We start from the raw sequence: 21,734 nt of genomic DNA, 5'->3' as shown, positions 1-21,734 counted from the left end.
ACGTCACTCCTTACACTTTCGAGGGAGATAACCGCAGGGCCGGGAGCCGCAGACCCCCGGCCGCCACGGCGGCAATGATGATCACACCCTGCACCGCGTACTCCAGCGCGCCGGAGATGCCGTGCAGGTTGAGGAGGGTGAACAAGGCTTCGAGGGTGAACGCCCCCGCGATGGCGGCGACCACGTGGCCGCGTCCGCCGCCGAGCACGACGCCGCCGAGCACGACGGCCGTGATCGCCTGGAACTCCAGACTCTGGCCGACCTGCGCGGACACCCCGGCGAACCCGCCGAGCAGGATCCCGGCGATCGCGGCCGACAGGCCGGAGATCATGAAGGCCAGCACCCGCGCCCGGTCGACCCGGACTCCGCTGAGCCGCGCGGCCTTCTCGTTGTCGCCGACGGCGACGAGGGTGCGGCCGAAGTCGGCGCGCATCAGCAGCACGGCCGTCGTCACCACGACGAGCAGGATGAGCACCGCCCACACGCCCTCGCGGCCGAAGACCCGGAACCCCTGCGAGAGCGCGCCGCGCGGCGCGCCGCCCGTCCACAGGAAGACCGCGCCCGACAGGATGAGCATCGCGCCGAGCGTGGTGATGAACGACGGCACCCGCAGCTTCGTGGTGACCAGCCCGTTGACCAGCCCCACCAGCAGGCCGATGACGATGAGCAGGGCGAGCACCGGCCAGGTCATCGACTCGTCGCCGTCGATCAGCCGGGCCGCGACCACCACCTCGACGGTGACCAGAGACCCGACCGACAGGTCGAACTCGCCGGAGACGATCACGAAGTACTGCCCGGCGGCCAGGATGGCCAGCGGCGCGACGCGCTTCAGGAACGCCAGGAACCCGGCGGGTTCGAGGAAGAACGGGTTGGCGGCCGCGATGGCCACCAGGAGCCCGGCCAGCACGAGGAAGATCGGGATGGCCCGCTTCACGACGCCCTCCTGCCGGTCCGGCGGGCGTAGACCGCGACCGCGACGACGATGACGACGCCGCGTACGACGTCCTTGAAGAAGGAGTTCACTTCGAGCTGGTTGAAGACGCTGTCGAGCACCGCCAGCAGCAGCACCCCGCCGACCGTCCCGGCCACCCCGCCCCGGCCACCGGCCAGCGCGGTGCCGCCGAGGACCACGGCCGCGATCGACTCCAGGTCGTAGCCGCCGTCGGTGCCGACCGTGGGCGCGCCCGCGCCGAGGCGGCTGGCCAGCAGCAGCCCGGCCACGCCCGCGCACAGCGAGCAGAGCACGTGGGCCGCGATGACCACGCGGTCGGTGCGCACCCCCGACAGCCGGGCCACCTCGACGTCGCCGCCGACGGCGTAGATCCGGTTGCCCAGGCGGGTGCGGCGGAGCAGGAACCAGACGGCCACCGCGACCGCCGCCCACAGCAGGGCCGCGACCGGGATCGGGCCGATGCGGGCGTATCCGAGTTGCTGGAACTCCACCGGCACCCGGCCGGCGGGCCCGTCGTAGAGGTGGTCGAGGACGCCCCGGATCACCAGCGCGACCCCGAGGGTGGCGATGAAGGCGTGCACCTTCAGTTTGGTGATGACGATCCCGTTGACCAGCCCGACCAGCGCGCTCACGCCGAGCGCGGCGACGACGGCGGTCAGGATGTTGGACGGCTGCCCGGCCATCGTCTCGGCCGCGACGAGCGAGACCAGACTGATCAGGTAGGCCACCGACAGGTCCAGCGACCCGGCCAGGATCGCCAGGGTCTGGCCGACCGCGACGATGCCGAGGGCGGCCGACCGCTGCTGGATGCCGACCATGTCGTTGAGGGTGAAGGTGCCGCCGTCGAAGGCGACGAGGACCCAGCCGATGGCGAGGGTGGCGACGAGAGCGGCGTACACCGCTCGGGTGGGGTTGGCGACCAGGGCGATCACGCGGCGGCCCCGTCGGCGGCGGCCAGTGCCATCACGGCCTCCTCGGTGGCCCCGGCGGGCAGGTGACCGGCGATCCGGCCGTCCCGCAGGACCACGATGCGGTCGCTCATGCCGATCAGCTCGGGTAACTCGGAAGAGATCATCAGGATCGCGGTGCCTCCGTCGGCGAGTTCGCGCATCAGGTCGTGGATGGCGGCCTTGGCCCCCACGTCGACACCGCGCGTCGGCTCGTCGAACAGCAGGACCTTGGGCGCGAGGGTCAGCCACTTGGCCAGCACGACCTTCTGCTGGTTGCCGCCGGACAGGTACTTGACCTCGGTGTCCTGCCGGGGCGGCGTCAGCCGGACCCGCTCCAGCAGGTCGGCGACCGCGGCGCGGGACCGTGAGCCGACCGCGCGGACCACCAGCAGGGCGTTGTCGCGCACCGACTGGTTGAGCACCAGCCCTTCGGCCTTCCGGTCCTCGGTGACCAGGCCGATCCCGGCGGCGATGCCCTCCCGGACGTTCCCGGGCCGGACCGGCGTGACCTCGCCCCGGGTGAAGGGCTCGGCCCCGAAGATGGCCTTGACCAGGGACGACCGGCCCGACCCTTGGAGCCCGGCGACGCCGACGATCTCCCCGGCGCGCAGCTCGAGGTCGATCCCGTCGAGCTTGCCGTTGCCGGCGTTCCGCAGGGTCAGCCGGGGTTCGCCGACGGCCTGCTCCCCGGCCCTCGGGGGGAAGTAGGCGTCCAGCTCGCGGCCCACCATCATCTTGACCAGGGCCGCGGTGGTCACCTCGCTCGCCTGGACGGTCCCGACGTGCGTGCCGTCCTTCAGCACGGTGACCCGGTCGGCCAGGTCGAAGACCTCGCGCAGCCGGTGGGAGATGTAGAGGACGGCGATCCCGCGGCTCTGCAGCCGCCGGATCAGCCGGTAGAGCAGTTCGACCTCGTGCTCGGCGAGGGCGGCGGTCGGTTCGTCCATGACGACGATCCGGGCGTCCACGCTGAGCGCCTTGACGATCTCGACGACCTGCTGCTGCGCCACCGACAGGTCCTTGACCATGTCGCGCGGCCCGAACGAGTGCTCGTCGAGTTCGTCGAGCAGCCGTGCGGTCGCCGCCTCCATCGCGGCCCGGTCGACCAGCCCCCGCCGGGTGGGTTCCCGGCCGAGGAAGACGTTGTCGGCCACGCTGCGCTCGGGCAGCAGGTTGAACTCCTGGTAGATGATCGCGACCCCGGCCCGCTGGGCCTGCACGGGGTGCGCGAACGACCTGGTCTCGCCGCCGATCTCGATGACGCCCTCGTCGGGCTGGTGCACCCCGGCGAGGATCTTCATCAACGTCGACTTGCCGGCGCCGTTCTCGCCGACGACGGCGTGCACCTCTCCGGCGTGCGCCGACAGGTCGATCCCGCGCAGGACGCGGACGCCCAAAAAGCTTTTGCCTATGCCGGTCATACGTATGATGACTTCCGGCGCTGAGGGCTGTTTCCGGCCCGTGTCCTCCATATTGCGGGATGTTAAGCGCCTCTTTTGACGACGGTCAAGCAAAAGTCCGCAAGGTTGAAACCTAAACCAGGGGGCTTTGGGCACCGGTGCGGCGTTTGGTGCGGGGTTCCGGCAAAATCTTGCGCCCTGACTTCCAGAACTGACGTGCGGGATCGAGGAGAGTGGAACGCGCCAGGAACTTCGATGGTTAGTTCAAGGCTTGCGGCGAACGGGTTTTGGTGTGACCCAAATCACGATTTAGGGCTCGATAACGATTTTGAGACCCTGCCGCGACTGCGCCTCGGCGAACGCCTTGGCCGCGTCCTGCAGGGCGAACCGCCCCGACACGAGCGAGAGCAGGTCGACCTTCCCCTGGGCGACCATCGTGATCGCGCGGGGGTAGACGTCGTTCATCCGGCGCGCCATCGCGATCGTCAGTCCCTTGCGCCGCGCGGTCGAGGCCCGGAACGAGGTGCGGTCCTCGTCCGGGATCCCGGCCAGCACGACCCGCCCGCCCGGCCGCGCCATCTCGAAAGCCGTGTCGACGGCCTGGTCGGTGCCCGCCACCTCGAAGACCACGTCGAGATCGCCGTGGGGATCGGTGTCGGCCCCCAGCTCCCGCGCCTTGGCGGCCCGGTGGGGCAGCGGCTCCACCGCCGCGACCATCGACGCCCCGGCGATCTGCAGCAACTGGATCAGCATCAGCCCGATGGGCCCGCACCCGACCACGCCGGCCCGCCCGCCGAGGGGGAGATGCCCAAGGTCGTAGGCGTGGATGGCCACCCCGAGCGGCTCCAGCAGCGCCCCTTCGAGGTCGGACACCGAGTCGGGCAGCGGGAACAGGCAGGCGCTCGGCCAGGCGACGTATTCGCGGAGCCCGCCGTCGGTCGCGCCGTGCCCGGCGAACCGTACGTAAGGACAGAGGTTCCGGTAACCGCGCAGGCACGACGGGCACTCCTCGCACGGCACCGCAGGATCGACGGCCACCCGCCGCCCGTCGAGCGTCACCCCGGCGAACTCGTGGCCGACGACGAGGGGCTGCGTCAACTGGGCGTCGCCGATGCCGCCCTCGCCGAACCAGTGGAGATCCGACCCGCACACCCCCACCGAGGTCACCCTGACGAGGGTCTCGCCGGCCTGCGGGACCGGGTCGGACTCCTCGTGGATCCGCAGATCCGCCGCGCCGTGGAGCCGGGCCACCAACATGGGTTTCTCCCCTTGAATCGGACGTGACGGCAGGTCGTACGGTTGCCGCATGTGGACGATCGGCCAGCTCGCGCAGGCGACCAGAACGACCGTACGCGCGCTGCGCCACTACGACCAAATAGGCCTTCTACGACCGACCGAAAGGACCCAAAACGGCCACCGCCGCTACGGCCCCGACGACCTCCGGCGGCTCTACCGCATCCGGGCCCTGCGCACTTTCGGCCTGTCCCTGGACGAGATCGCCACCGCCCTGGAGGCCCCCGCCTCCATGACCGCCCTCCTGCACGCCCACCTGGCGGCCCTGTCCCGGCGCGCGTCCGAGATCGAGGCCCTCAGGACCCAGCTCACCCGCCTGCTCGACCACGACGACCCGACCGGCTACCTCAAAGCCCTGGAGATGATGGCCATGCTCGACCCCTACCTCACCCCCGAACAGCAGGACTCCCTCGCCGCCCGCCGCGAGCACCTCGGCCCCGAGGCCGTGGAGAACGCCAAGACGGAGTGGCGGACCCTGGTCGAGTCCCTCCTGGAATGCGTACGGACCGGCCGGGCCCCCGACTCCGAGGAGGCGCGCGCCCTGGTGGCCCGCTGGGACGCCATCGGCGCCCTGTTCCACGCCGGGGGAACGGGCACCGAGGCGGCGGCCCGCCGGATGTGGGCCGAGAACAGCGAGGAGATCAGCGCCCGCCTGCCGTGGAGCGCCGACGACATGCGGGAACTGGTCGCGTACGTGACCCGCGTCCGCGAGAACGGATGAAGGCGTCAGCGGGTCGCCTCCCGGGCGGTGGTGAACAGTCCCGCCATGCCCGCGTCCCCTCGCCCGTGGCCACATGGGCGGCTCTGAGCACGTCGGCGCAGCGCATGCCACTTTCGACGTGGAGGTGGAAGACGTACAGCTCGTCCGCCACCGCCTGCGAATGGCGTTCCGCGAAGCGGGCCAGACCAGATGAGCCCGTCGAGAATGATGTGATCACGGATCCGCGTCGAGGAGATGTCCAGGTCCCGGGCGTCCAGATACACGAGGCCCAGACGGAGGGCCGTGCGCAACCTCTCGGCTAAATCGGTGGCGGTTCGTTCACTGGGCCGGTCGGCTCTCCCGAAGGTCGAGTCGCGTGAGCAGCCACTCCGTCCGAAGAAGGCGGGCCGTGGCTTCGCGGGCGGCGAGGCGGGCTCCGATCAGCCTGGCCCCGAAGATCTTCACGCATCCGTCTCCACGGTCCATCGGGGGATCGCCGTGCGATGTGGTAAGCCACCTTGCGCATCCAGCCTCGCGGGTGCTCGACGAGCTCCCATTTGCCGTGGTGCATCAGTACAGAAAAATTCCTGGGCGGTGTCTTCGGCTGAATCCTTCCCTTGGCGATGCGCCATATGAGGGGCTCATGTTCTTCAGGAAGATCATTGAATGGGGTCGTTCAGTCGCTTTGTCGGTCCAGTGCCGTGGAGGGTCGGGTCCGGCCTGGTGGGGTCTCCGCGATCTCGATTGTGATCAGCGTCATGGCTGGCGAGGGAGCCCGCCTGGCGCGTCATGCGTGCCGGAACGTCCGGCGGAGACCCGTGATCGCCGGCACTCTCGACGAGTTCGGCGGCCATCGTCAGTATGTGCTCCTGATCGGGGACAGCCTGACCGCTTAGTGGCCATTCAAATGATTGAGGGGAGAATTTCTTTGATGGATAGGCGTAATGGACAATCAGACCTTGCTATATCGAAATAGTGCTTAGGGACCTATAGCTTGATTCAAGCCTCGCGTGGTGCCGCTTGTCGGTCGGCGTCGTTAGGGTGTTCGGGTGGCTTCCCCCGACGAACTCGCCCCCTGGCCCGACGCCTGGCCCGACGCCGAGGCCCCCGACTGGGACGACGAAGACGAACCGCGCCTCGAGATGGCCCCCTGGGCCGAGGAGACCCGGTTCACCGACCCTCATGACGTGCTGAACCGTGTGTTCGGCTACGCCACCTTCCGCGACGGTCAGCAGGAGATCATCGATCACGTCGTCGGCGGCGGTGACGCCCTCGTCCTGATGCCGACCGGGGGCGGGAAGTCGCTCTGCTACCAGATCCCCGCCCTCGTGCGGCCCGGCGTCGGCGTGGTGATCTCGCCGCTGATCGCGCTGATGCAGGATCAGGTCGACGCGCTGACCGCGCTCGGCGTCCGGGCCGGGTTCCTCAACTCGACGCAGGACATGGGGGAGCGGCAGGCCATCGAGGCGCTGTTCGTCGCCGGTGAGCTCGACCTGCTCTACCTCGCGCCCGAGCGGCTCCGGTCGGAGCAGACGATGGCGCTGCTCGACCGGGCCAGGATCTCGCTGTTCGCGATCGACGAGGCCCACTGCGTCTCCCAGTGGGGCCACGACTTCCGGCCCGACTACCTCGCGCTGTCGGCCCTCCACGAGCGCTGGCCCGACGTGCCGCGGGTGGCGCTGACCGCGACGGCGACCCCGGCCACCCACGCCGAGATCGCCACCCGGCTCAAGCTCGACGACGCCCGCCACTTCGTCGCCAGCTTCGACCGGCCCAACATCCAATATCGCGTCGTCCCGAAGAACGAGCCGAAGAAGCAGCTCCTCGACCTGCTCCGCAACGAGCACAAGGGCGACGCCGGGATCGTCTACTGCCTGTCGCGCAACTCGGTGGAGCAGGTTGCCGCCTTCCTCAGCCAGAACGGCATCCCCGCGCTGCCCTACCACGCGGGCCTCGACGCACGGACGAGGGCCGCCCACCAGGCGCGCTTCCTCCGCGAGGAGGGGCTGGTGATGGTGGCGACGATCGCGTTCGGCATGGGCATCGACAAGCCCGACGTCCGGTTCGTCGCCCACCTCGACCTGCCGAAGTCGATCGAGGGCTACTACCAGGAGACCGGCCGCGCGGGCCGCGACGGGCTGCCGTCCACGGCGTGGATGGCCTACGGCCTGCAGGACGTCGTCCAGCAGCGCCGCATGATCGACACCTCGGAGGGCGACGACGCCCACCGCCGCAGGCTCTCCAGCCACCTCGACGCGATGCTCGCGCTGTGCGAGTCGGTCGGCTGCCGCCGCGTCGGCCTGCTCGACTACTTCGGCCAGAAGGCCGAGCCCTGCGGCAACTGCGACACCTGCCTGACCCCGCCCGAGTCCTGGGACGGCACGGTCGCCGCCCAGAAGGTCCTGTCGACCGTGCTGCGCCTGCACCGCGAACGCCGCCAGAAGTTCGGCGCCGCCCACATCACCGACATCCTGCTCGGCCGCGACAACGAGAAGATCCGCCAATACGGCCACCACAGTCTGAGCGTCTACGGCGTCGGCACCGACCTGCGCGAGCCCGAATGGCGCGCGGTCATCCGCCAGCTCCTCGCGCTGGGCATCCTCGACGTCGAGGGCGGCGACTATCCGACGCTGATCCTCACCGACGCCAGCGCCGACGTCCTCAAGGGCCGGCGCACGATCGACATGCGCAAGGACCCGGAGCGCAAGACCAAGGTCTCCGTGGCCAAGTCGGCCCCCCAGGCCGCCGCCGACCTGCCGTCGGAGGCCAAGCCGCTCTTCGAGCGCCTGCGCGCCTGGCGCGGCGCCACCGCGAAGGAACAGGGCGTCCCGGCCTACGTCGTCTTCCACGACGCCACCCTGAAGGAGATCGCCACCCGCCTCCCCGCCGACCTCGCGGCCCTCGCCACGATCAACGGCGTGGGCGAGAACAAACTGGCCAAATACGGCGAGTCAATCCTGGAGGTCCTGGCAGACCACCCAACGGAGTGACCACCCGGCGGGCAGCCGCGTCTTGCCCCAAGGAACAGATCCATTCCCGATCCGGGTGGCGGAGCTCCACCGCCCCGGCTAGCTACGTCTTGCTGCGGACCTTGGTCCGGGCGGTGATATCCGCGTGATCTGTCCGCGCGGACATGTCTCGGATCATGGATCGGGACACGGGGGACCGGGATGGCGGATCTTTCTGACCTCCACCCATGGCAGCGACGCTCGATCCGCGCGACCTCTCCGGGAGGCGAAGTTCCGGTTTCCCGGCAAAGGGCAGCCGATCGTGCGGTCCCGGCCCGGAAGTGGTCAGAGAGGGCGCCTCGGCATTGCCAGGGGACTTCGGGCGACGCGTTCAGGCCTCGCCGGTCGCGATCGCGGACAGGGCTCGGAACCCGGCACCCCCACAGGCCGAGTTCCGCGATCCGGTTACTGCTGGGCGAGACGTTCGAAGAGTTCCAGGGCGGCGGCCCGGACCTCCTCCGGGGATACCCCCTCCAGCACCGATCGGGCCTGGTCCTCGTCTCGGGTGGTCGCGCACGTGATCGCCACGGAGGTGGCAGCGGCGTGTTCCAGGGTGCCCGCGGGCTGGTTGTCGGCCAGTTCGCGGGCGCTGAGGGCGAGGTCCAGGATGTCGCGTGAAGTGCCCAAAGTGATCTCCTCGGCCAGTGGGGGGTTTGACGCCATTCTGCGGTATGCGTGCCCTCACGTTACGGAAATCCGTAAGGTCAGCGCGCCGAACTAGCTTACGGCGGGCTCCCGCGACACTGACGCCGAGGTGGTGCTGAGGAGGAATTCGTCGACGACGAGCGTGGCCGCGCCCAGGGCGACGGCGTCGGGGCCGAGGCGGCCGAGCACGATCGACGCGGTCGAATAGGGCTGGGTGAGGCAGTTCTCGGCGGCCTTCTGCTTGATCGTGGTGAGCAGGTGCTGGCCGAGGAGCAGGCCGGCCCAGCCGCCGACGACGATCCGCTCGGGGTTGAACAGGTTGATCAGGTTGGCGAGGCCGGCGCCCAGGTATTCGACCGTCTCCTCGATCACGGGGGAGCCCGAGGCCACCAGGTCGGCGAAGGCGGCCTGCTCGGTCGAGGTGTTGAAGTCGATCCCGGCACGTTCCAGCACGGCCTCGGCGCCGATGTAGGCCTCCAGGCACCCGCGGCCCCCGCATCGGCAGCCCCGGCCGCCGATGGCGATCTTGGTGTGGCCCCACTCGCCGGCGGAGCTGTTGGCCCCCCGGTAGGTCACGCCGTCGGCGATGATGCTGGCCCCGACGCCCGACCCGATCAGCGCGATGACGGCGTGGCGCGAGCCGCGGCCGGCGCCGAACCACATCTCGGCCTGGCCCATCGTCTTGGCGCCGTTGTCGATGTGCAGGGGGAAGGGGGTTCCGGCGCGGAGCAGGGTCCCGAGCGGGACCGAGTCCCAGCCGAAGGTCTGCGCGTGGATCATCGCCTCGGGGCCGCGCTCGACGATGCCGGGCACGCCCACGCCGATGCCGAGCACCTTCGACGGCGGCACCCCGCTGTCGGCCACGACGGCCTCGATGCCGGTCAGGATGTGGCGCACCACGACGTCGACCTCGTGGGCCCCCGGGCGCAGCGCGAACTCGCTCTTGGCCAACTCGTTCATGTCGAGGTCGAACAGCTCGACCCTGACGTGGGTCTCACCGACGTCGACGCCGACGGCGAAGCCGTAGGTCGGGTTGACGCGCAGCAGCACGCGCGGCCGGCCGCCGTCGCTGTCGACCAGCCCGGCCTCGATGATGATGTTGTCGGCGAGCAGGTCGCCGGTCACGTTGCTGACGGTCGCGGCGCTGAGCCCGGTCAGGGCGGTCAGCTCGTGACGGCTCGTCGGGCCCGCGAAATAGAGCGCGCGCAACAGGACCGCCCGATTCCCCCTTCGGAGATCGCGGACGGTACGTCGCTCGGGCCTCACCATGATCTTCCTTCCCCCACGTCTGCGCCCATGTTAGATCAGAGCCAAAAATAAGTCATCCTCCGTGGTCGGAGCGTTACCAATGATCCGTGGGTGACTTTTTTCAAGATATAGACTATGTATTAGAGCAATTGGGTGTTCCAGCGAAGGAGTGAGCGTGGCCATCGAGGTCCGCGACGGGGTGACCGTCATCGACGGCGAGCCGCAGGTGCTCGTAACGGCCGACTATCCCTACTACCGGGACGACCCTTCCGTGTGGCGCGACCGGCTCATCGCGATCCGGGACGAGCTGGGCATCCGCGTGATCACCTGCTACCTCCCGTGGCGGCACCACCAGCCGACGCCCGACGGGCCGCCCGACTTCGCCGGCGAGAGCCAGGGCAACCGGGACGTGGTGGGATTCCTGGCGCTCTGCCACGAGCTCGATCTCCGGGTGGTCGCCAAACCCGGGCCGTTCATCCACGCCGAGACCAACTACGGCGGTCTGCCCGACTGGGTGTGCCCGAGGAACAACCCCGCGATCGAGGCGGTGCTCGACGCGACCGGGGCGAGCTCCGACTGGCTCGGCGAACCGCTGCCCGCGCCGCTGGCGCCGCTGTTCGACAGCTGGGTCACCCAGTGGCTGAACGCCGCCGGCAAGGAGGTCATCGACCCGGCGACCTGGCCGAACGGCCCGATCATCCTGATGCAGATCGCCAACGAGGGCATCTACACCAACGGCGCGCTGCCGCTGAGCGCCTACGACTACAGCCCCTCGGCGCTGGCCTTCTACCGCGAGCGGGTGAAGGAGTGGTACGGCACCGTCGAGGAGTACAACCGGGTCCACGCCGTCGCGGTCGACGACTGGTCGGACGTCGAGCCCCCGAGGGAGTGGACCGGGCCTGCGCGATCGGAGGAGCTGCAGACCTATTCCGACTGGGGACGCTTCCACGCCGAATACCTGGCCGAGGTCTACCACCGCTGGAGCGCCGCCGTCGGCCCGCGCGTCCCGGTGGTCGTGAACCTCAACCCGCCCGCCGAGCACCACCACTCGTTCGACGACTGGCTGGCCCGCGTCCGGCCGGAGATGTGGGACGGCATCCACTACGGCTTCACCAACTGGATGGGCGTCGTCTCGGCCAACCGCGACTCCCACGCCCGCTACGTCACCGCCGCCAAGCGCGCCCCCGGCCCGAACCTGGAGGAGAACTGGGGCTTCTCCAAGCTCTACGACCCCGCCTACGCCGACGGCGCGACCTCCTACCACCAGACGCTGCTGGCGCTGGCGGCCGGCGCGACCGGGTTCAACGTCTACACCGGCGTCAACACCGCCGGCTGGACCGACGAGCTCGACAGCCTGCACGAGTCGCCCTACCCCGACTGCGCCCCCATCGACGAGAACGGCGAGGCCACCCCCAAGGCCCACACGCTGAAGTCGATGTCGGACTTCCTGGCGCTGCACGGCGCGGAGTTCCTGGAGTCCCGCCCCGAGCGCGCCGGCGCCTACGGCCTCTACCTGCCCTACGCCGGGATCGCCGCCTTCTCTCCCGAGGGCTCGCAGGCTCCCCAGCTCGGCCGCTCCCTGCGCGCCTACCACGAGCGCCACCGCGCCGAGGGCACCGACTACGCGCTGGTGGAACTCCAGAGCGCCACCGTCGAGAGCCTCGCGGTCCACGGGACCGTGACCGTGCCGGGCGGCCCGTTCATGCACCGCCACGTGCAGGCGCTGCTGGCCGCGCACATCGCCGGCGGCGGCTCGGTCGTCGTCGACGGCCCGGCGCCGACCCTCGACGAACATCTCAATCCCTGTACGGTCCTCGCCGACGCCCTCCCCTCGGAGCCCGCCGCCGCCGAGTCCCGGGTCCGGGTCACCCACGGCCACGCCGACGCCTACCTGCGCGTCCACCCCGACCGCGACGTCGCCTACCTGACCGTGCTGACCCAGAGCGACCACGAGGGCGCCGTCTGCCTCGAACTCGACGGCCGCACGATCGAGCTGATCACCGCCAAGGGCGGCGCGGCGCTGCTCCGGCTCGTCGACGGACGGCTCGACGACTTCCTGGTCAAAGGAATCAACACCTACCTCGACTCGGCCGTCCCGGCCGGGGTGAAGGACGGCGACCGCATCCACATCGCCGACCACCCCGCCGACCTCGACCGGGTGGGAGGCCGGTTCCGGGTGTCCTGAAACGCCCTGACATCCTGTGCGGATGAACGAATCCGCGCTTGAACTCCACGGGGTGAGCGTCCGCGTGGTCGGCCGCGCGCTGGTCTCCGACGTGGACCTCACGGTCCGGAAGGGCGAGCACTGGGTGGTGCTCGGCCCCAACGGCGCCGGGAAGACCACGATGCTGTCGGTCGCCGCGACCGTCCGCCACCCCACCTCCGGCACCGCCCACGTGCTGGGGAAGCAGCTCGGCAAGGTCGACCTGCGGGAGCTGCGCCGCCACATCGGCCTGGTGGCGGCCAGCCAGCGCCTGGTCGACGAGTCGCTGCTGGAGGAGGAGGGCGCGACCGCCAGGACCGTCGTCCTGACCGGCCACTCCGGCACCAGCGCCCCCCTCTGGGAGCAGTACGGCCCGGCCGAGCGCGCCAAGGCCGAGGCCCTCCTCGCCGACCTGGGCTGCAAGGACCTGGCCGACCGCCTCTTCGTCGTCTGCTCCCAGGGCGAACGCGCCCGCGTCCGGGTGGCCCGCGCCCTCATGGCCGACCCGGAGATCCTGCTGCTCGACGAGCCCTTCGCCGGGCTCGACCTGCCCGCCCGCGAGGACCTGATCGAGGCGCTGGAGGACCTGGCCGCCCGCCCCGGCCTGGCGACCGTGCTGGTCACCCACCACCTGGAGGAGGTCCCCGCGACCACCACCCACGCGCTGCTCATGCGCGACGCCCGGGTGCTGGCCGGCGGTCCGGTGGAGGAGACGCTGACCGGTGAGCACCTGTCGGAGTGCTTCGGCCGCCCCCTGCGGGTCGACCGCCACGACGGCCGCTACTACGCCCGGCGCGGCTGACCCCGCACCAGCAGCGCGACCAGAGCGGTCCGGGAGGACACCCCCAGCTTCGCGAACACGTTCGACAGGTGATACTCGATCGTCTTCACGCTGAGCGCCATCCGGCGGGCGATCTCCTTGTTGGTCAGCCCGGCCACCACCAGCCCGGCGACGGTGTTCTCCTGGGCCGTCAGCGCGTCGTTCGACCGCCCGCACGCCGCCAGCTCTTGGGTGGACCGTTCCAGGAACGGCAACGCCCCCAGCTTCCCGAACCCGTCGCAGGCCGCCCGCAGATGGGCCGCCGCCTCGGTACGCCGCCCCGACCTGCGCAGATGGGCCCCGAAGGCGAACTCGGCCCGCGCCCGCTCGAACGGATCGGGGGAGCGGAGCCCCTCCTCGAACAGCGCGGTCACCTGTGCCGCGTCCCTCGGGCGGAGCTGTGCTCGGGCGTCACCCTCGCCGAGGCCGGGCCAGAAAGCGGAGAGCGACAGCCGGGCAGACGAGCCGAATCCGGTGTGGGGCGATATTTCGGCATTCGGGGTTCCCCTCTCGACCTGATCCGCGAAAGCCGCCACCGTGTCGAGGAACGCCCGCGCCGGCTCACCGACCGTTCCCCGGCCCGAGAGCAGCGTGCGCGCCTTGCCGACCTCCCCCCGTGCGGCGTGAACCATCGCCTGGGCCGCGGCCGTGAACGGCGCCGTCCAGGTGCCCGTCGCGTGGGTGAGCGCCTCGTCCCACGCGCCGGTGCGCACCTCGGCGAGACAGCGCAGCGCGCCGGCCACCTCGCCGGAGGCCCCGCGCAGGTCTGTCAGCGCGCCCGCGGCATCGCCCGTCCACAACCGCACGGCGGCCCGGCCGGTCAGGAGATCGAGGTCCGCGGGGGAGGCCACCGCCGGGTCCGGCAGCGGGGCATGGAGAACCTCGTCCCGCTGCCCGACGGCGAACAGCGCCACCATCCGGACGAAGCCCGCTCCCGCGCCGGACGCCCGCGACGCCCACCGGTGCCCTTCCGCCCAGTGCCCCCCGGACAGGGAGAGCCGGGCCAGGGCGGTGGCGATCGGCCCCGCGAGGGCCGGTTCCCGGTGACGCCACGCCAGGTCGAGCAGTCCCCGGGCCCGCTCCACGTCTCCGCACGCCTCCGCGACGATGCCCGCCGCGAAGGCCCGCGCGCCCTGGTGGGCGTTGGGCTCCCGGGCCAGTTCGGCGGCCCGGCCGGGCTGACCGGCGAGCAGGAGCGCGTGCACCGCCTCGGCCCGCAGCACCCCCCGGCCCGGCGCGGAGGCGGTCAGCCGGGCGGCCCGCTCCAGGTGGTCGGCCGCCACCTCCCAGTTCCCGGCCGCCCCCTGCTCCCGTGCGAAGGCGGCCACCTCCTGGGCGAAGGCGTCGTCGGCCCGCGAGAGGGCGCTGATCCGGTGGCGCAGCCGGTCGACCGGGTCGGGGCAGATCGCGGCGGCGTCCAGGTGCAGCCGCGCCCGCTCGCACGGCCGCAGCCCTTCATAGACCGCCGCTCTGGTCAGCGGGTCGGGGAAGGCCACCAGCAGCTCCCCGCCGCCGAGCCGGTGGACCAGCAGACCGGCCGCCACCGCCTCGTCGAGCAGCAGGATCGCGTCGGGCGTCCCGGCCAGCCGTTCGGCCTGCCAGAGCGGGCACTCCCCGCCGAGCGCGCTCGCCGCCCGCACCAGCGCGCGGGTCTTCTCGTCGAGAGCCGAGAGCCGGTCCTGTACGTCCATCGCGTAACCCCGGGGCGCGGGCAGGAACCCCATGGGGTCGGCCAGCACCTCGGGCGCCTGCCGGAGCAGCGCCTCGGCGTGCAGCGGGGAGCCGCCGGTGTGCGCGCGCAACCGGGCCAGCGCGGCGGGCCCGAGAGGGACGGGACAGACGTGCGCCGCGAGCTCGCCCAGTTCGTCCTCGCTCAGGCCGGTCAGCGACAGCCGGGTCGCGTCCCGCAGCAGCCGCCGCAGCCCGTCGGGCGGCTCGTCGCGGGTGACCACGACGACCAGCGCGGCTCCGGTGTGCAGGCGGCGCAGCGCGAACGCCAGCGCCTGGACCGAGGGGAGGTCGGCCCACTGCGCGTCGTCGGCGACCAGGGCCACCGGCTCCGGCGACGAGGTGAGCGCGCCCAGCAGCCGGGCGCCCACCTCTACCGGGTCACCGGCCGGTTCGTCGTGGAGCCACTGCTGGGCGAAGCCGTAAGGAAAGGAGCTTTCGAGGGGATCGCCGCTCGCGGCGAGCACCCTGAAACCGGTCAGCGCGCCCCGGACCAGGGCGGTCTTGCCCACGCCCGGCGGGCCGTCGACCAGGACCAGCTCGGGGCGGCCCGAGCGGGCCCGCGCGGCGCATGCGTCGAGGGCGGCCCGTTCGCGGTCACGTCCGACGAAGGAGGCCCTCAGTTCAGACACGATTGTCACGGAAGGTAGGAGGGTGACCGGCCGATCCTGATACCTACTCGGGGTCGCCGAGTTTCGCGCGCAGGGACTTCAGGCAGCGGGCGCGGGTCGGGCCGATGCTGCCGACCGGCATGTCGAGGGTGGCCGCGATCTCCAGGTAGCTGGGCGGCGGCGTCGCCGACAGGATCCGCAGCAGGTCGCGGCAGCGCTGGCCGAGCTGTTCGAACGCCGCCAGCAGCCGGGTCGCCCGCGCCGCGTCGAGCGCGGCCTGTTCGGCGTCGAGGAGGACCTGCTCGGGCGTGCGGTCGGGGGAGCGGACCTCGCCCATGAAGTCGTCGCCGGCCGGGGTCACCCGCCCGGCGGCCTTGGCCAGCCTCAGCGCCTCGCGCCGCGCGGTCGTGGCCAGCCAGCCGCCGACCTTGTCGGGCTGCTCGATGCGGTCGAGCCGCTCGGCCAGCCGTAACCAGGCCTCCTGGACGACGTCGCGCCGGTCGTCGTCGCCCAGCCCGAACCCGGCGGTCACCGCCCACAGCAGCCCGGTGAACCGGGCCACGAGAGCGTTCCAGGCCGCCTCGTCCCCACCCGCGGCCCCTTTGACGAGGTCGGCGACGTCCATGGGTGTCCTCCTCCGACGAGGGCCATCTAACACCGGTTACACCCGGTTCGGTACTCGATATGACCACCCTCCGCAGGAGGCTGGAATCACCGATTTCCCCGCTGTCACAGGGGTTTCACGCGCATGGCACGCGACATTCTGGAATGATCGCGTCGTTATACCGTCGGACGCCGAGATTGATGGTTCCGTATGCCTGAATTCGAAGAGATCTCCGGCTGGGTCTCCGCCAACCCCGTCGGCGCGGCGATCATCGCCGTCTTCGCCCTGGTGGCGCTCGTCATCCTTCTTTATGTCTTACGCGCCGTCTGGCGCGGAGCCGGCCGGATCTGGCGCAACTACGTCGCGCCCCGCCCGACCGAGGACATCCTGACCGTGGTGGCCGCGAGCATCGCCACGGGGGTGTCCGCCCAGGGCATGTGGCAGTTCGCCGGTGACGTGCTGGGCTTCGACGGCCCGCTGCGGCTGCTGCTCTTCGCGTTCATCGAGGTCGCCGTCATCACGAGCGCCGTGCGCGCCCGCCGCAACATGCGCGAGAACTACGCCGCCGGCATCGACGGCCTGGCCGTCTGGGTGCTCACCTGCCTGTCGGCCGTGCTGTCCGCGATGGACGCCGCCAGCGTCGCAGAGGCGATCTTCCGCCTGGCCGCCCCGCTGGTCGCCGCCTGGCTGTGGGAGCGCGGCATGGCCATCGAGCGGGTCCGCCTCACCGGCCGTCACCGCATCCACTGGCGGCTCACCCCCGAGCGCGCGATGGTCCGCCTCGGCCTGGCCGAGTCGAGCGACCGCACCGCCAGCGACGTCGACGCCCACCGCCGCCTCACCCGGGTCGCCCTGGCCGCCAAGCGCGCCCGGCACCTGCGCGAGACCGGCGCGTCCGAGCGCCGCATGCGCGTCGCGCTGGCCCGCCTCGACCGCGCGATGGACCAGGCCGTCGAGCACACCGGCCTGGCCAACGACAGCGAGCGCCAGGAGGCGCTGCTCTCCCAGATCGGCGCGCTGTTCAACACCAGCGCCCTGCTCGACCTCCACCCGCCGGTCCCGTGGGAGCCCGAGCCGCCGCAGCAGGCCCTCGCCGTCCGCGCCCTGCTGGCCCCCGCCGACGAGGAGGACGAGCAGCGCCGCCCGGCCATCGCCCCCGTCGACACCATGCAGCGCGCCTCGTGGATCAAGGCCGCCCGCGCCTACTGGGACCAGGCCATCGAGGAGCGCTTCGTGCCCCGCGCGGCCGACATCGCCCGGGAGACCGGCGTCCCGATCGACATGTGCAAGGAGTTCCGCTCCCTCTGGAAGCTGGAGGCCAAGGCCCACGCGCTCATCGAGGCCGCCTACCTGGAGCACGGCATCGTCGACACCGGCCAGTTCCCGGTGATCCCGCCGGCCGAGAAGGTCCTGTCGGTGAACGGCAGCCACGTCGGGTAGCACCCACCTCTCTGATCAGGGCCTCGCTCGTCCGAGCGGGGCCCTTTTCGGTAGGTTTCCGAACATGAGCAACCTCGAGAACGACCCCCGCGAGGCCGTCTGCGGCGGCGAGGGCCCGGGGGAACCCGAGCTGCTGACCGGCCGGGACGTGGTCCTCGGCGGGACCCGGGGGATGAAGGTCACCCGCACGCTGCCCACCGCCGGGCGGCGGATGGTCGGGGCCTGGTGCTTCGCCGACGCCTACGGCCCCGAACCGGCCGCGATGACGGTGCCGCCCCACCCGCACACGGGGTTGCAGACGGTGAGCTGGCTCGTCGAGGGCGAGGTGCTGCACCGCGACACCCTCGGCAGCGAGCAGGTGATCAAGCCGGGGCAGCTCAACCTGATGACCGCCGGTCGCGGGATCGCCCACTCCGAGCAGTCCGACTACGGGCGGCTGCACGGCGCCCAGCTCTGGGTCGCCCTGCCGGAGGCCGCCCGGCAGATCGCCCCCGCCTTCGAGCACCATCCCGATCTGCCCGTGCTCAGCGAGCCCGGCTGCTCGGTCACCGTCCTGCTGGGGGACCTGGGCGGGATGGCCTCGCCCGCCACCGTCCACACGCCCATCGTGGGGGCCGAGATCGTGGTGACCGCGCCCGCGCGGCTGCCGCTGAAGCCCGCCTGGGAGTACGCCGCGCTCGTGTTGTCGGGGACGGCGCGGGTCGCCGGGACGGCGCTGGAGCCGGGGCCGCTGCTCTACCTGGGCGCGGGCCGCTCCTCGGTGGACCTCGCGGGCGACGCCCGGCTGCTGCTGCTCGGTGGCGAGCCGTTCGAGGAGCGGATCGTCATGTGGTGGAACTTCGTCGGCCGGTCGCACGACGAGATCGTCGAGTTCCGGCGGTCGTGGGGCGAGGGCGCCCTCGGCCCGGTGCCCGGCTACGACGGTGATCCGCTCCGCGCCCCTGACCTGCCCTCTCTCCGGCTGAAGCCCCGGGGCCGCGAGCGCTGAGCCGGGTAGGTTTCCGGTATGGGGGGAATTGTCGGAAAACTGCTGTCGGTCAACGTCGGCCTGCCCAAAGACGTGCCGTGGGAGGGCCGCACCGTCCACACGGGCATCTGGAAGACCAGTGTCGAGGGGCCGCGGCGGGTGCGGCGGCTCAACCTCGACGGCGACGGCCAGGGCGATCTGAACGGGCACGGCGGCGAGCAGCGGGCCGTGCTGGTCTACCAGGCCGACTCCTATGACCACTGGCGTCGTCACCTCGGCCGCGACGACCTCGTGCCGGGGCACTTCGGGGAGAACTTCACCGTCGAGGGGCTGCCCGACGACCGGGTCTGCATCGGCGACCGCTACCGCATCGGCAGCGCCGTGTTCGAGGTCACCCAGCCGCGCGTCACCTGTTTCCGGGTGGGGATGCGGCTGGGCGTGCCGGAGATGGCCTCGCTCCTGGTCGGCCACCGGCGGCCCGGGTTCTACCTGCGGGTGATCACCGAGGGCGTCGTCGAGGCCGGGAACGAGATCGAGCGCCTGTCGGCCGGGGCGGGGGAGGTCTCCGTCGCGGAGGCCGACGCGCTCCTCTATCTCCCCGGCCCGCGCGATCCCGCCCGGCTGCGGGCCGCGCTGGACAACCCCGCGCTCAGCCCCGGCTGGCAGGGGTCCTTCCGCGAGATGCTGGCGGCCCGGCCGGTGGCGCGGCCCGCGTGGGCGGGGTTCCGGTCACTCGTCGTCACGCGGGTGCGGCGGGAGAGCGAGGACACCGTCTCCTTCTACCTCGGCGCCGCCGACGGTTCGGCGCTGCCGGTGGCGCTGCCCGGCCAGTACCTGACGGTGCGGATCCCCGGCGGCACCGTGCGCAGCTACTCGCTGTCGCTTGGATCGTCCGGCTATCGAATCACGGTCAAGCACGAGCCCGGCGGCGACGTCAGTGGATACCTGCACTCCCGGGTCGCCGAGGGCGACACGCTGGAGGTCGCCGCGCCCCGGGGCGACTTCACCCTGGCCGACGCGTCGTCGACGGTGGCGTTGATCTCCGCCGGGATCGGGGTCACCCCTGTGCTGGCCATGCTCCACACCCTGGCTGAAACGGGAGCTGAAACGGGGGCTCATCGGGGGGTCTGGTGGCTGCACGTTACTCGTACAGTCAGATCACAGGTGTTCGCCGACGAGGTGAGCGCGCTGCTCGGCGAGATCCCCGGTGCGCGCCGGCACGTCTTCTTCACCGCCCCCGAACCCGGCGCGCAGCTGCCGCCCGGCGGGGAGATCGGCAGGCCAACGGCCCAGCGGCTGGCCGAGCTGGGGCTGCCCGCCGACACCGACGCCTATATATGCGGCCCGTCGAGCTTCATGAGCGCGGTGACCGACGCGCTGGTCGGGGCCGGGCTTCCGGCGTCGCGGGTGCACACCGAACTGTTCGGCACGCTGGCCGCTGTCAACCCCGGTGTCGTGGGTTCCCGGCAGGTCCGGCCGCATCCGCCCGCCGGCCAGGGGACCGGGCCGGAGGTCACCTTCGCGCGCAGCGGGCTGACCGTGCGGTGGAGCGAGGAGTACGCCAGCCTGCTGGAGCTCGCCGAGGCCTGCGACGTGCCGGCGCGCTGGTCGTGCCGGACGGGGGTGTGCCACACGTGCGTGACGGGGCTGCTCGCCGGTGAGATCGGCTATCGGACCGAACCGCTCGAACCGCCCGCGCCGGGGGACGCGCTGATCTGCTGTTCCACGCCCGTCGGGGAGGCCGTGGTGCTGGACATGTAGTCACACCGAGAGACCAAGAGCACACATGTGGTGAAATTTCGGGCTTTGGGTGGACGGCAATCTTGTCTTCTGCCCTTCTCGCCACAGGGTTAAAACCGTGTCGCTCTACCAATTCGCTAAGTAAGGTCCGTGTCACCTTCAGGTTATGGTCATTAGGCGTTCTCTATGACTACTTTCGGTGGGCGATATACCACGGAAAGTAAGGGGGAGCCGTGCCAGACCTGACTCTCACTCGACGTGTCGAGGGCGCGATGGAGGGGGCCGCAGTGCGGCTGCGCGCCTTCGCCGACCGTCACGAGACGCCCAGTCCCTGCCTGCTCATCGATCTGCCGACACTGGAGTCGACCTACCGCGCGATGAGCCTGGCGTTCATCGGCGCCGAGATCCTCTACGCGGTCAAGGCCAACGCCGCACCCGGCGTCATCACCACGTTCGCCCGTCTCGGCGCCGGTTTCGACGTCGCCAGCCTCGCCGAGATCGAGCTCTGCCTGGCGCGCGGGGTGCCCGCGTCCAGGCTGTCGTTCAGCAACCCGGTGAAGAAGCGCTCCGACGTGGCCGCCGCCTACGAGCGCGGCGTCCGCACGTTCGCCTTCGACAACCCCGGCGACCTGCGCAACATCATCGTCGAGGCGCCCGGCTCGAAGGTCTTCTGCCGCATCCAGGTGACGCCGCCGGCCGCCGCGATGCCGTTCGGGGCCAAGTTCGGCTGCCCCGAGGAGGCCGCGCCGGAGATGCTCGCGGAGGCCGCCGACCGCGGTCTGCGGCCTCAGGGTGTCACGTTCCACGTCGGCTCCCAGCAGCGCAACCTCGCCGCCTGGGACGCCGGGATCGCCGCCGCCGCCAAGATCGCCAAGATGCTGGAGCCCGAGGGCGTCCGGTTACCCGTGATCGACATCGGCGGGGGCTTCCCGATCTCCTACCGCGAACAGTCGGCCTCGCCCGAGGAGTTCGCGCGGGCGGTCGACCTGTCCCTCGCCCGCCACTTCGAACCGCGTGAGCGCCCGCGACTGGTCATCGAGCCCGGCCGATCCCTCGTCGGCCCGGCTGGCATGATCCGCGCGGAAGTGGTCGCGGTGCGCGGGGGAGTGCCGGCGGATCCCCGCCGGTGGGTGTTCCTCGACGTCGGCCGCTACAACGGCCTGGTGGAGACGGAGAACGACACCATCGCCTACCGCATCCACGCCCCGTCGGGCTTCGGCCCCGACGGGCCCGTCGTGCTGGCCGGGCCGACCAGCGACGGCGATGACGTGCTCTACAAGCACACCGACTACGCCATGCCGCTGTCGCTCGCCCCGGGCGACCCGGTCGAGGTCATGGACGCGGGGGCCTACACCTCCAGCTACTCCTGCGCCGCCGTCAACGGCCTGCCCGCGCTGCCGACCTTCTGCGTGCCGGGCTGATGAC

At 71.4% G+C, this 21,734-nt stretch carries 16 protein-coding genes; 8 read left to right on the top strand and 8 right to left on the bottom strand.

Features of this window, described 5'->3' with window-relative positions; all coding sequences use genetic code 11:
• Window positions 1-10 precede the first annotated feature (10 nt).
• The 4 genes from AW270_RS17495 to AW270_RS17480 form a co-directional block, all read right to left on the bottom strand.
• Window positions 11-934, bottom strand: a complete 924-nt coding sequence (locus AW270_RS17495) for an ABC transporter permease (protein WP_061295413.1) — start codon at window positions 932-934, stop codon at window positions 11-13.
• The gene (locus tag AW270_RS17490) at window positions 931-1,884 is read right to left on the bottom strand and encodes an ABC transporter permease (RefSeq protein WP_061295412.1); all 954 of its coding nucleotides are present in this window, start codon (window positions 1,882-1,884) and stop codon (window positions 931-933) included. Before AW270_RS17490 ends, AW270_RS17495 begins: the two co-directional genes overlap by 4 nt.
• Window positions 1,881-3,299 carry a sugar ABC transporter ATP-binding protein gene (locus tag AW270_RS17485; protein WP_369408993.1) on the bottom strand — a complete coding sequence of 473 codons (1,419 nt, stop codon included), beginning with the start codon at window positions 3,297-3,299 and terminating at the stop codon, window positions 1,881-1,883. The genes AW270_RS17490 and AW270_RS17485 overlap by 4 nt, the downstream gene beginning before the upstream one ends.
• A gap of 312 nt (window positions 3,300-3,611) precedes the next feature.
• Window positions 3,612-4,559 carry a zinc-dependent alcohol dehydrogenase gene (locus AW270_RS17480; protein ID WP_061295411.1) on the bottom strand — a complete coding sequence of 316 codons (948 nt, stop codon included), beginning with the start codon at window positions 4,557-4,559 and terminating at the stop codon, window positions 3,612-3,614.
• A 49-nt stretch (window positions 4,560-4,608) separates the two neighbouring features.
• Here AW270_RS17480 and AW270_RS17475 point away from each other — a divergent pair, with 49 nt between their 5' ends.
• Both AW270_RS17475 and recQ read left to right on the top strand, forming a co-directional pair.
• The gene (locus AW270_RS17475) at window positions 4,609-5,316 is read left to right on the top strand and encodes a MerR family transcriptional regulator (RefSeq protein ID WP_061295410.1); all 708 of its coding nucleotides are present in this window, start codon (window positions 4,609-4,611) and stop codon (window positions 5,314-5,316) included.
• A gap of 1,121 nt (window positions 5,317-6,437) precedes the next feature.
• Window positions 6,438-8,285 (top strand): DNA helicase RecQ, encoded by a 1,848-nt coding sequence (gene recQ, locus AW270_RS17465; protein ID WP_061296140.1) that lies wholly within the window; start codon window positions 6,438-6,440, stop codon window positions 8,283-8,285.
• Between the two features lie 423 nt (window positions 8,286-8,708).
• Here the strand turns inward: recQ and AW270_RS17460 are convergent, their stop codons facing one another.
• Together AW270_RS17460 and AW270_RS17455 are read right to left on the bottom strand one after the other, a co-directional pair.
• On the bottom strand, window positions 8,709-8,930 hold the full coding sequence (locus tag AW270_RS17460; protein ID WP_030456848.1) for a hypothetical protein: 222 nt from the start codon (window positions 8,928-8,930) through the stop codon (window positions 8,709-8,711).
• 90 nt (window positions 8,931-9,020) lie between these two features.
• Window positions 9,021-10,157: an ROK family protein gene (locus AW270_RS17455; RefSeq protein WP_245674746.1), complete on the bottom strand. Its 1,137-nt coding sequence runs from the start codon at window positions 10,155-10,157 to the stop codon at window positions 9,021-9,023.
• A 214-nt stretch (window positions 10,158-10,371) separates the two neighbouring features.
• On the opposite strand from AW270_RS17455, the gene AW270_RS17450 reads away from it, so the two are divergent.
• Window positions 10,372-12,381, top strand: coding sequence for a beta-galactosidase (locus AW270_RS17450; RefSeq protein ID WP_061295407.1), 2,010 nt, complete (start codon window positions 10,372-10,374; stop codon window positions 12,379-12,381).
• Window positions 12,382-12,403: 22 nt separating this feature from the next.
• Window positions 12,404-13,201 carry an ABC transporter ATP-binding protein gene (locus tag AW270_RS17445; protein ID WP_061295406.1) on the top strand — a complete coding sequence of 266 codons (798 nt, stop codon included), beginning with the start codon at window positions 12,404-12,406 and terminating at the stop codon, window positions 13,199-13,201.
• Here the strand turns inward: AW270_RS17445 and AW270_RS41800 are convergent.
• Both AW270_RS41800 and AW270_RS17435 read right to left on the bottom strand, forming a co-directional pair.
• Window positions 13,183-15,579: a LuxR C-terminal-related transcriptional regulator gene (locus tag AW270_RS41800; protein ID WP_061295405.1), complete on the bottom strand. Its 2,397-nt coding sequence runs from the start codon at window positions 15,577-15,579 to the stop codon at window positions 13,183-13,185. The genes AW270_RS17445 and AW270_RS41800 overlap by 19 nt on opposite strands.
• A 43-nt stretch (window positions 15,580-15,622) precedes the next feature.
• A complete protein-coding gene (locus AW270_RS17435; RefSeq protein WP_061295404.1) occupies window positions 15,623-16,183 on the bottom strand; it encodes an RNA polymerase sigma factor in 561 nt (186 codons plus the stop codon).
• A 189-nt stretch (window positions 16,184-16,372) separates the two neighbouring features.
• Between AW270_RS17435 and AW270_RS17430 the strand changes: the two genes are divergently transcribed.
• From AW270_RS17430 to AW270_RS17415, 4 genes are all read left to right on the top strand, one after another.
• Window positions 16,373-17,602 (top strand): hypothetical protein, encoded by a 1,230-nt coding sequence (locus AW270_RS17430; protein ID WP_061295403.1) that lies wholly within the window; start codon window positions 16,373-16,375, stop codon window positions 17,600-17,602.
• 64 nt (window positions 17,603-17,666) lie between these two features.
• A complete protein-coding gene (locus AW270_RS17425; RefSeq protein ID WP_061295402.1) occupies window positions 17,667-18,590 on the top strand; it encodes a pirin family protein in 924 nt (307 codons plus the stop codon).
• Between the two features lie 18 nt (window positions 18,591-18,608).
• Window positions 18,609-20,330: an MOSC and FAD-binding oxidoreductase domain-containing protein gene (locus AW270_RS17420; RefSeq protein ID WP_061295401.1), complete on the top strand. Its 1,722-nt coding sequence runs from the start codon at window positions 18,609-18,611 to the stop codon at window positions 20,328-20,330.
• Window positions 20,331-20,542: 212 nt separating this feature from the next.
• Complete coding sequence (locus AW270_RS17415) at window positions 20,543-21,730, top strand: type III PLP-dependent enzyme (RefSeq protein ID WP_218009246.1); 1,188 nt, start codon at window positions 20,543-20,545, stop codon at window positions 21,728-21,730.
• The last annotated feature ends 4 nt before the right edge of the window (window positions 21,731-21,734 follow it).

The organism is Herbidospora cretacea (assembly GCF_001570605.1).
In the GTDB taxonomy this organism is placed as follows: domain Bacteria; phylum Actinomycetota; class Actinomycetes; order Streptosporangiales; family Streptosporangiaceae; genus Herbidospora; species Herbidospora cretacea.
The sequence above is the reverse complement of the archived record's forward strand: the minus strand, read 5'-3'. Positions and strand labels throughout refer to the sequence as shown.

Excerpts from the sequence above, each read along its gene's own strand:
- AW270_RS17480 (WP_061295411.1), bottom strand. The coding sequence starts at position 4,559 with ATGTTGGTGGCCCGGCTCCACGGCGCGGCGGATCTGCGGATCCACGAG.
- AW270_RS17475 (WP_061295410.1), top strand. The coding sequence starts at position 4,609 with ATGTGGACGATCGGCCAGCTCGCGCAGGCGACCAGAACGACCGTACGC.
- recQ (WP_061296140.1), top strand. The coding sequence starts at position 6,438 with ATGGCCCCCTGGGCCGAGGAGACCCGGTTCACCGACCCTCATGACGTG.
- AW270_RS17445 (WP_061295406.1), top strand. The coding sequence starts at position 12,404 with ATGAACGAATCCGCGCTTGAACTCCACGGGGTGAGCGTCCGCGTGGTC.
- AW270_RS17435 (WP_061295404.1), bottom strand. The coding sequence starts at position 16,183 with ATGGACGTCGCCGACCTCGTCAAAGGGGCCGCGGGTGGGGACGAGGCG.
- AW270_RS17430 (WP_061295403.1), top strand. The coding sequence starts at position 16,373 with ATGCCTGAATTCGAAGAGATCTCCGGCTGGGTCTCCGCCAACCCCGTC.
- AW270_RS17425 (WP_061295402.1), top strand. The coding sequence starts at position 17,667 with ATGAGCAACCTCGAGAACGACCCCCGCGAGGCCGTCTGCGGCGGCGAG.
- AW270_RS17420 (WP_061295401.1), top strand. The coding sequence starts at position 18,609 with ATGGGGGGAATTGTCGGAAAACTGCTGTCGGTCAACGTCGGCCTGCCC.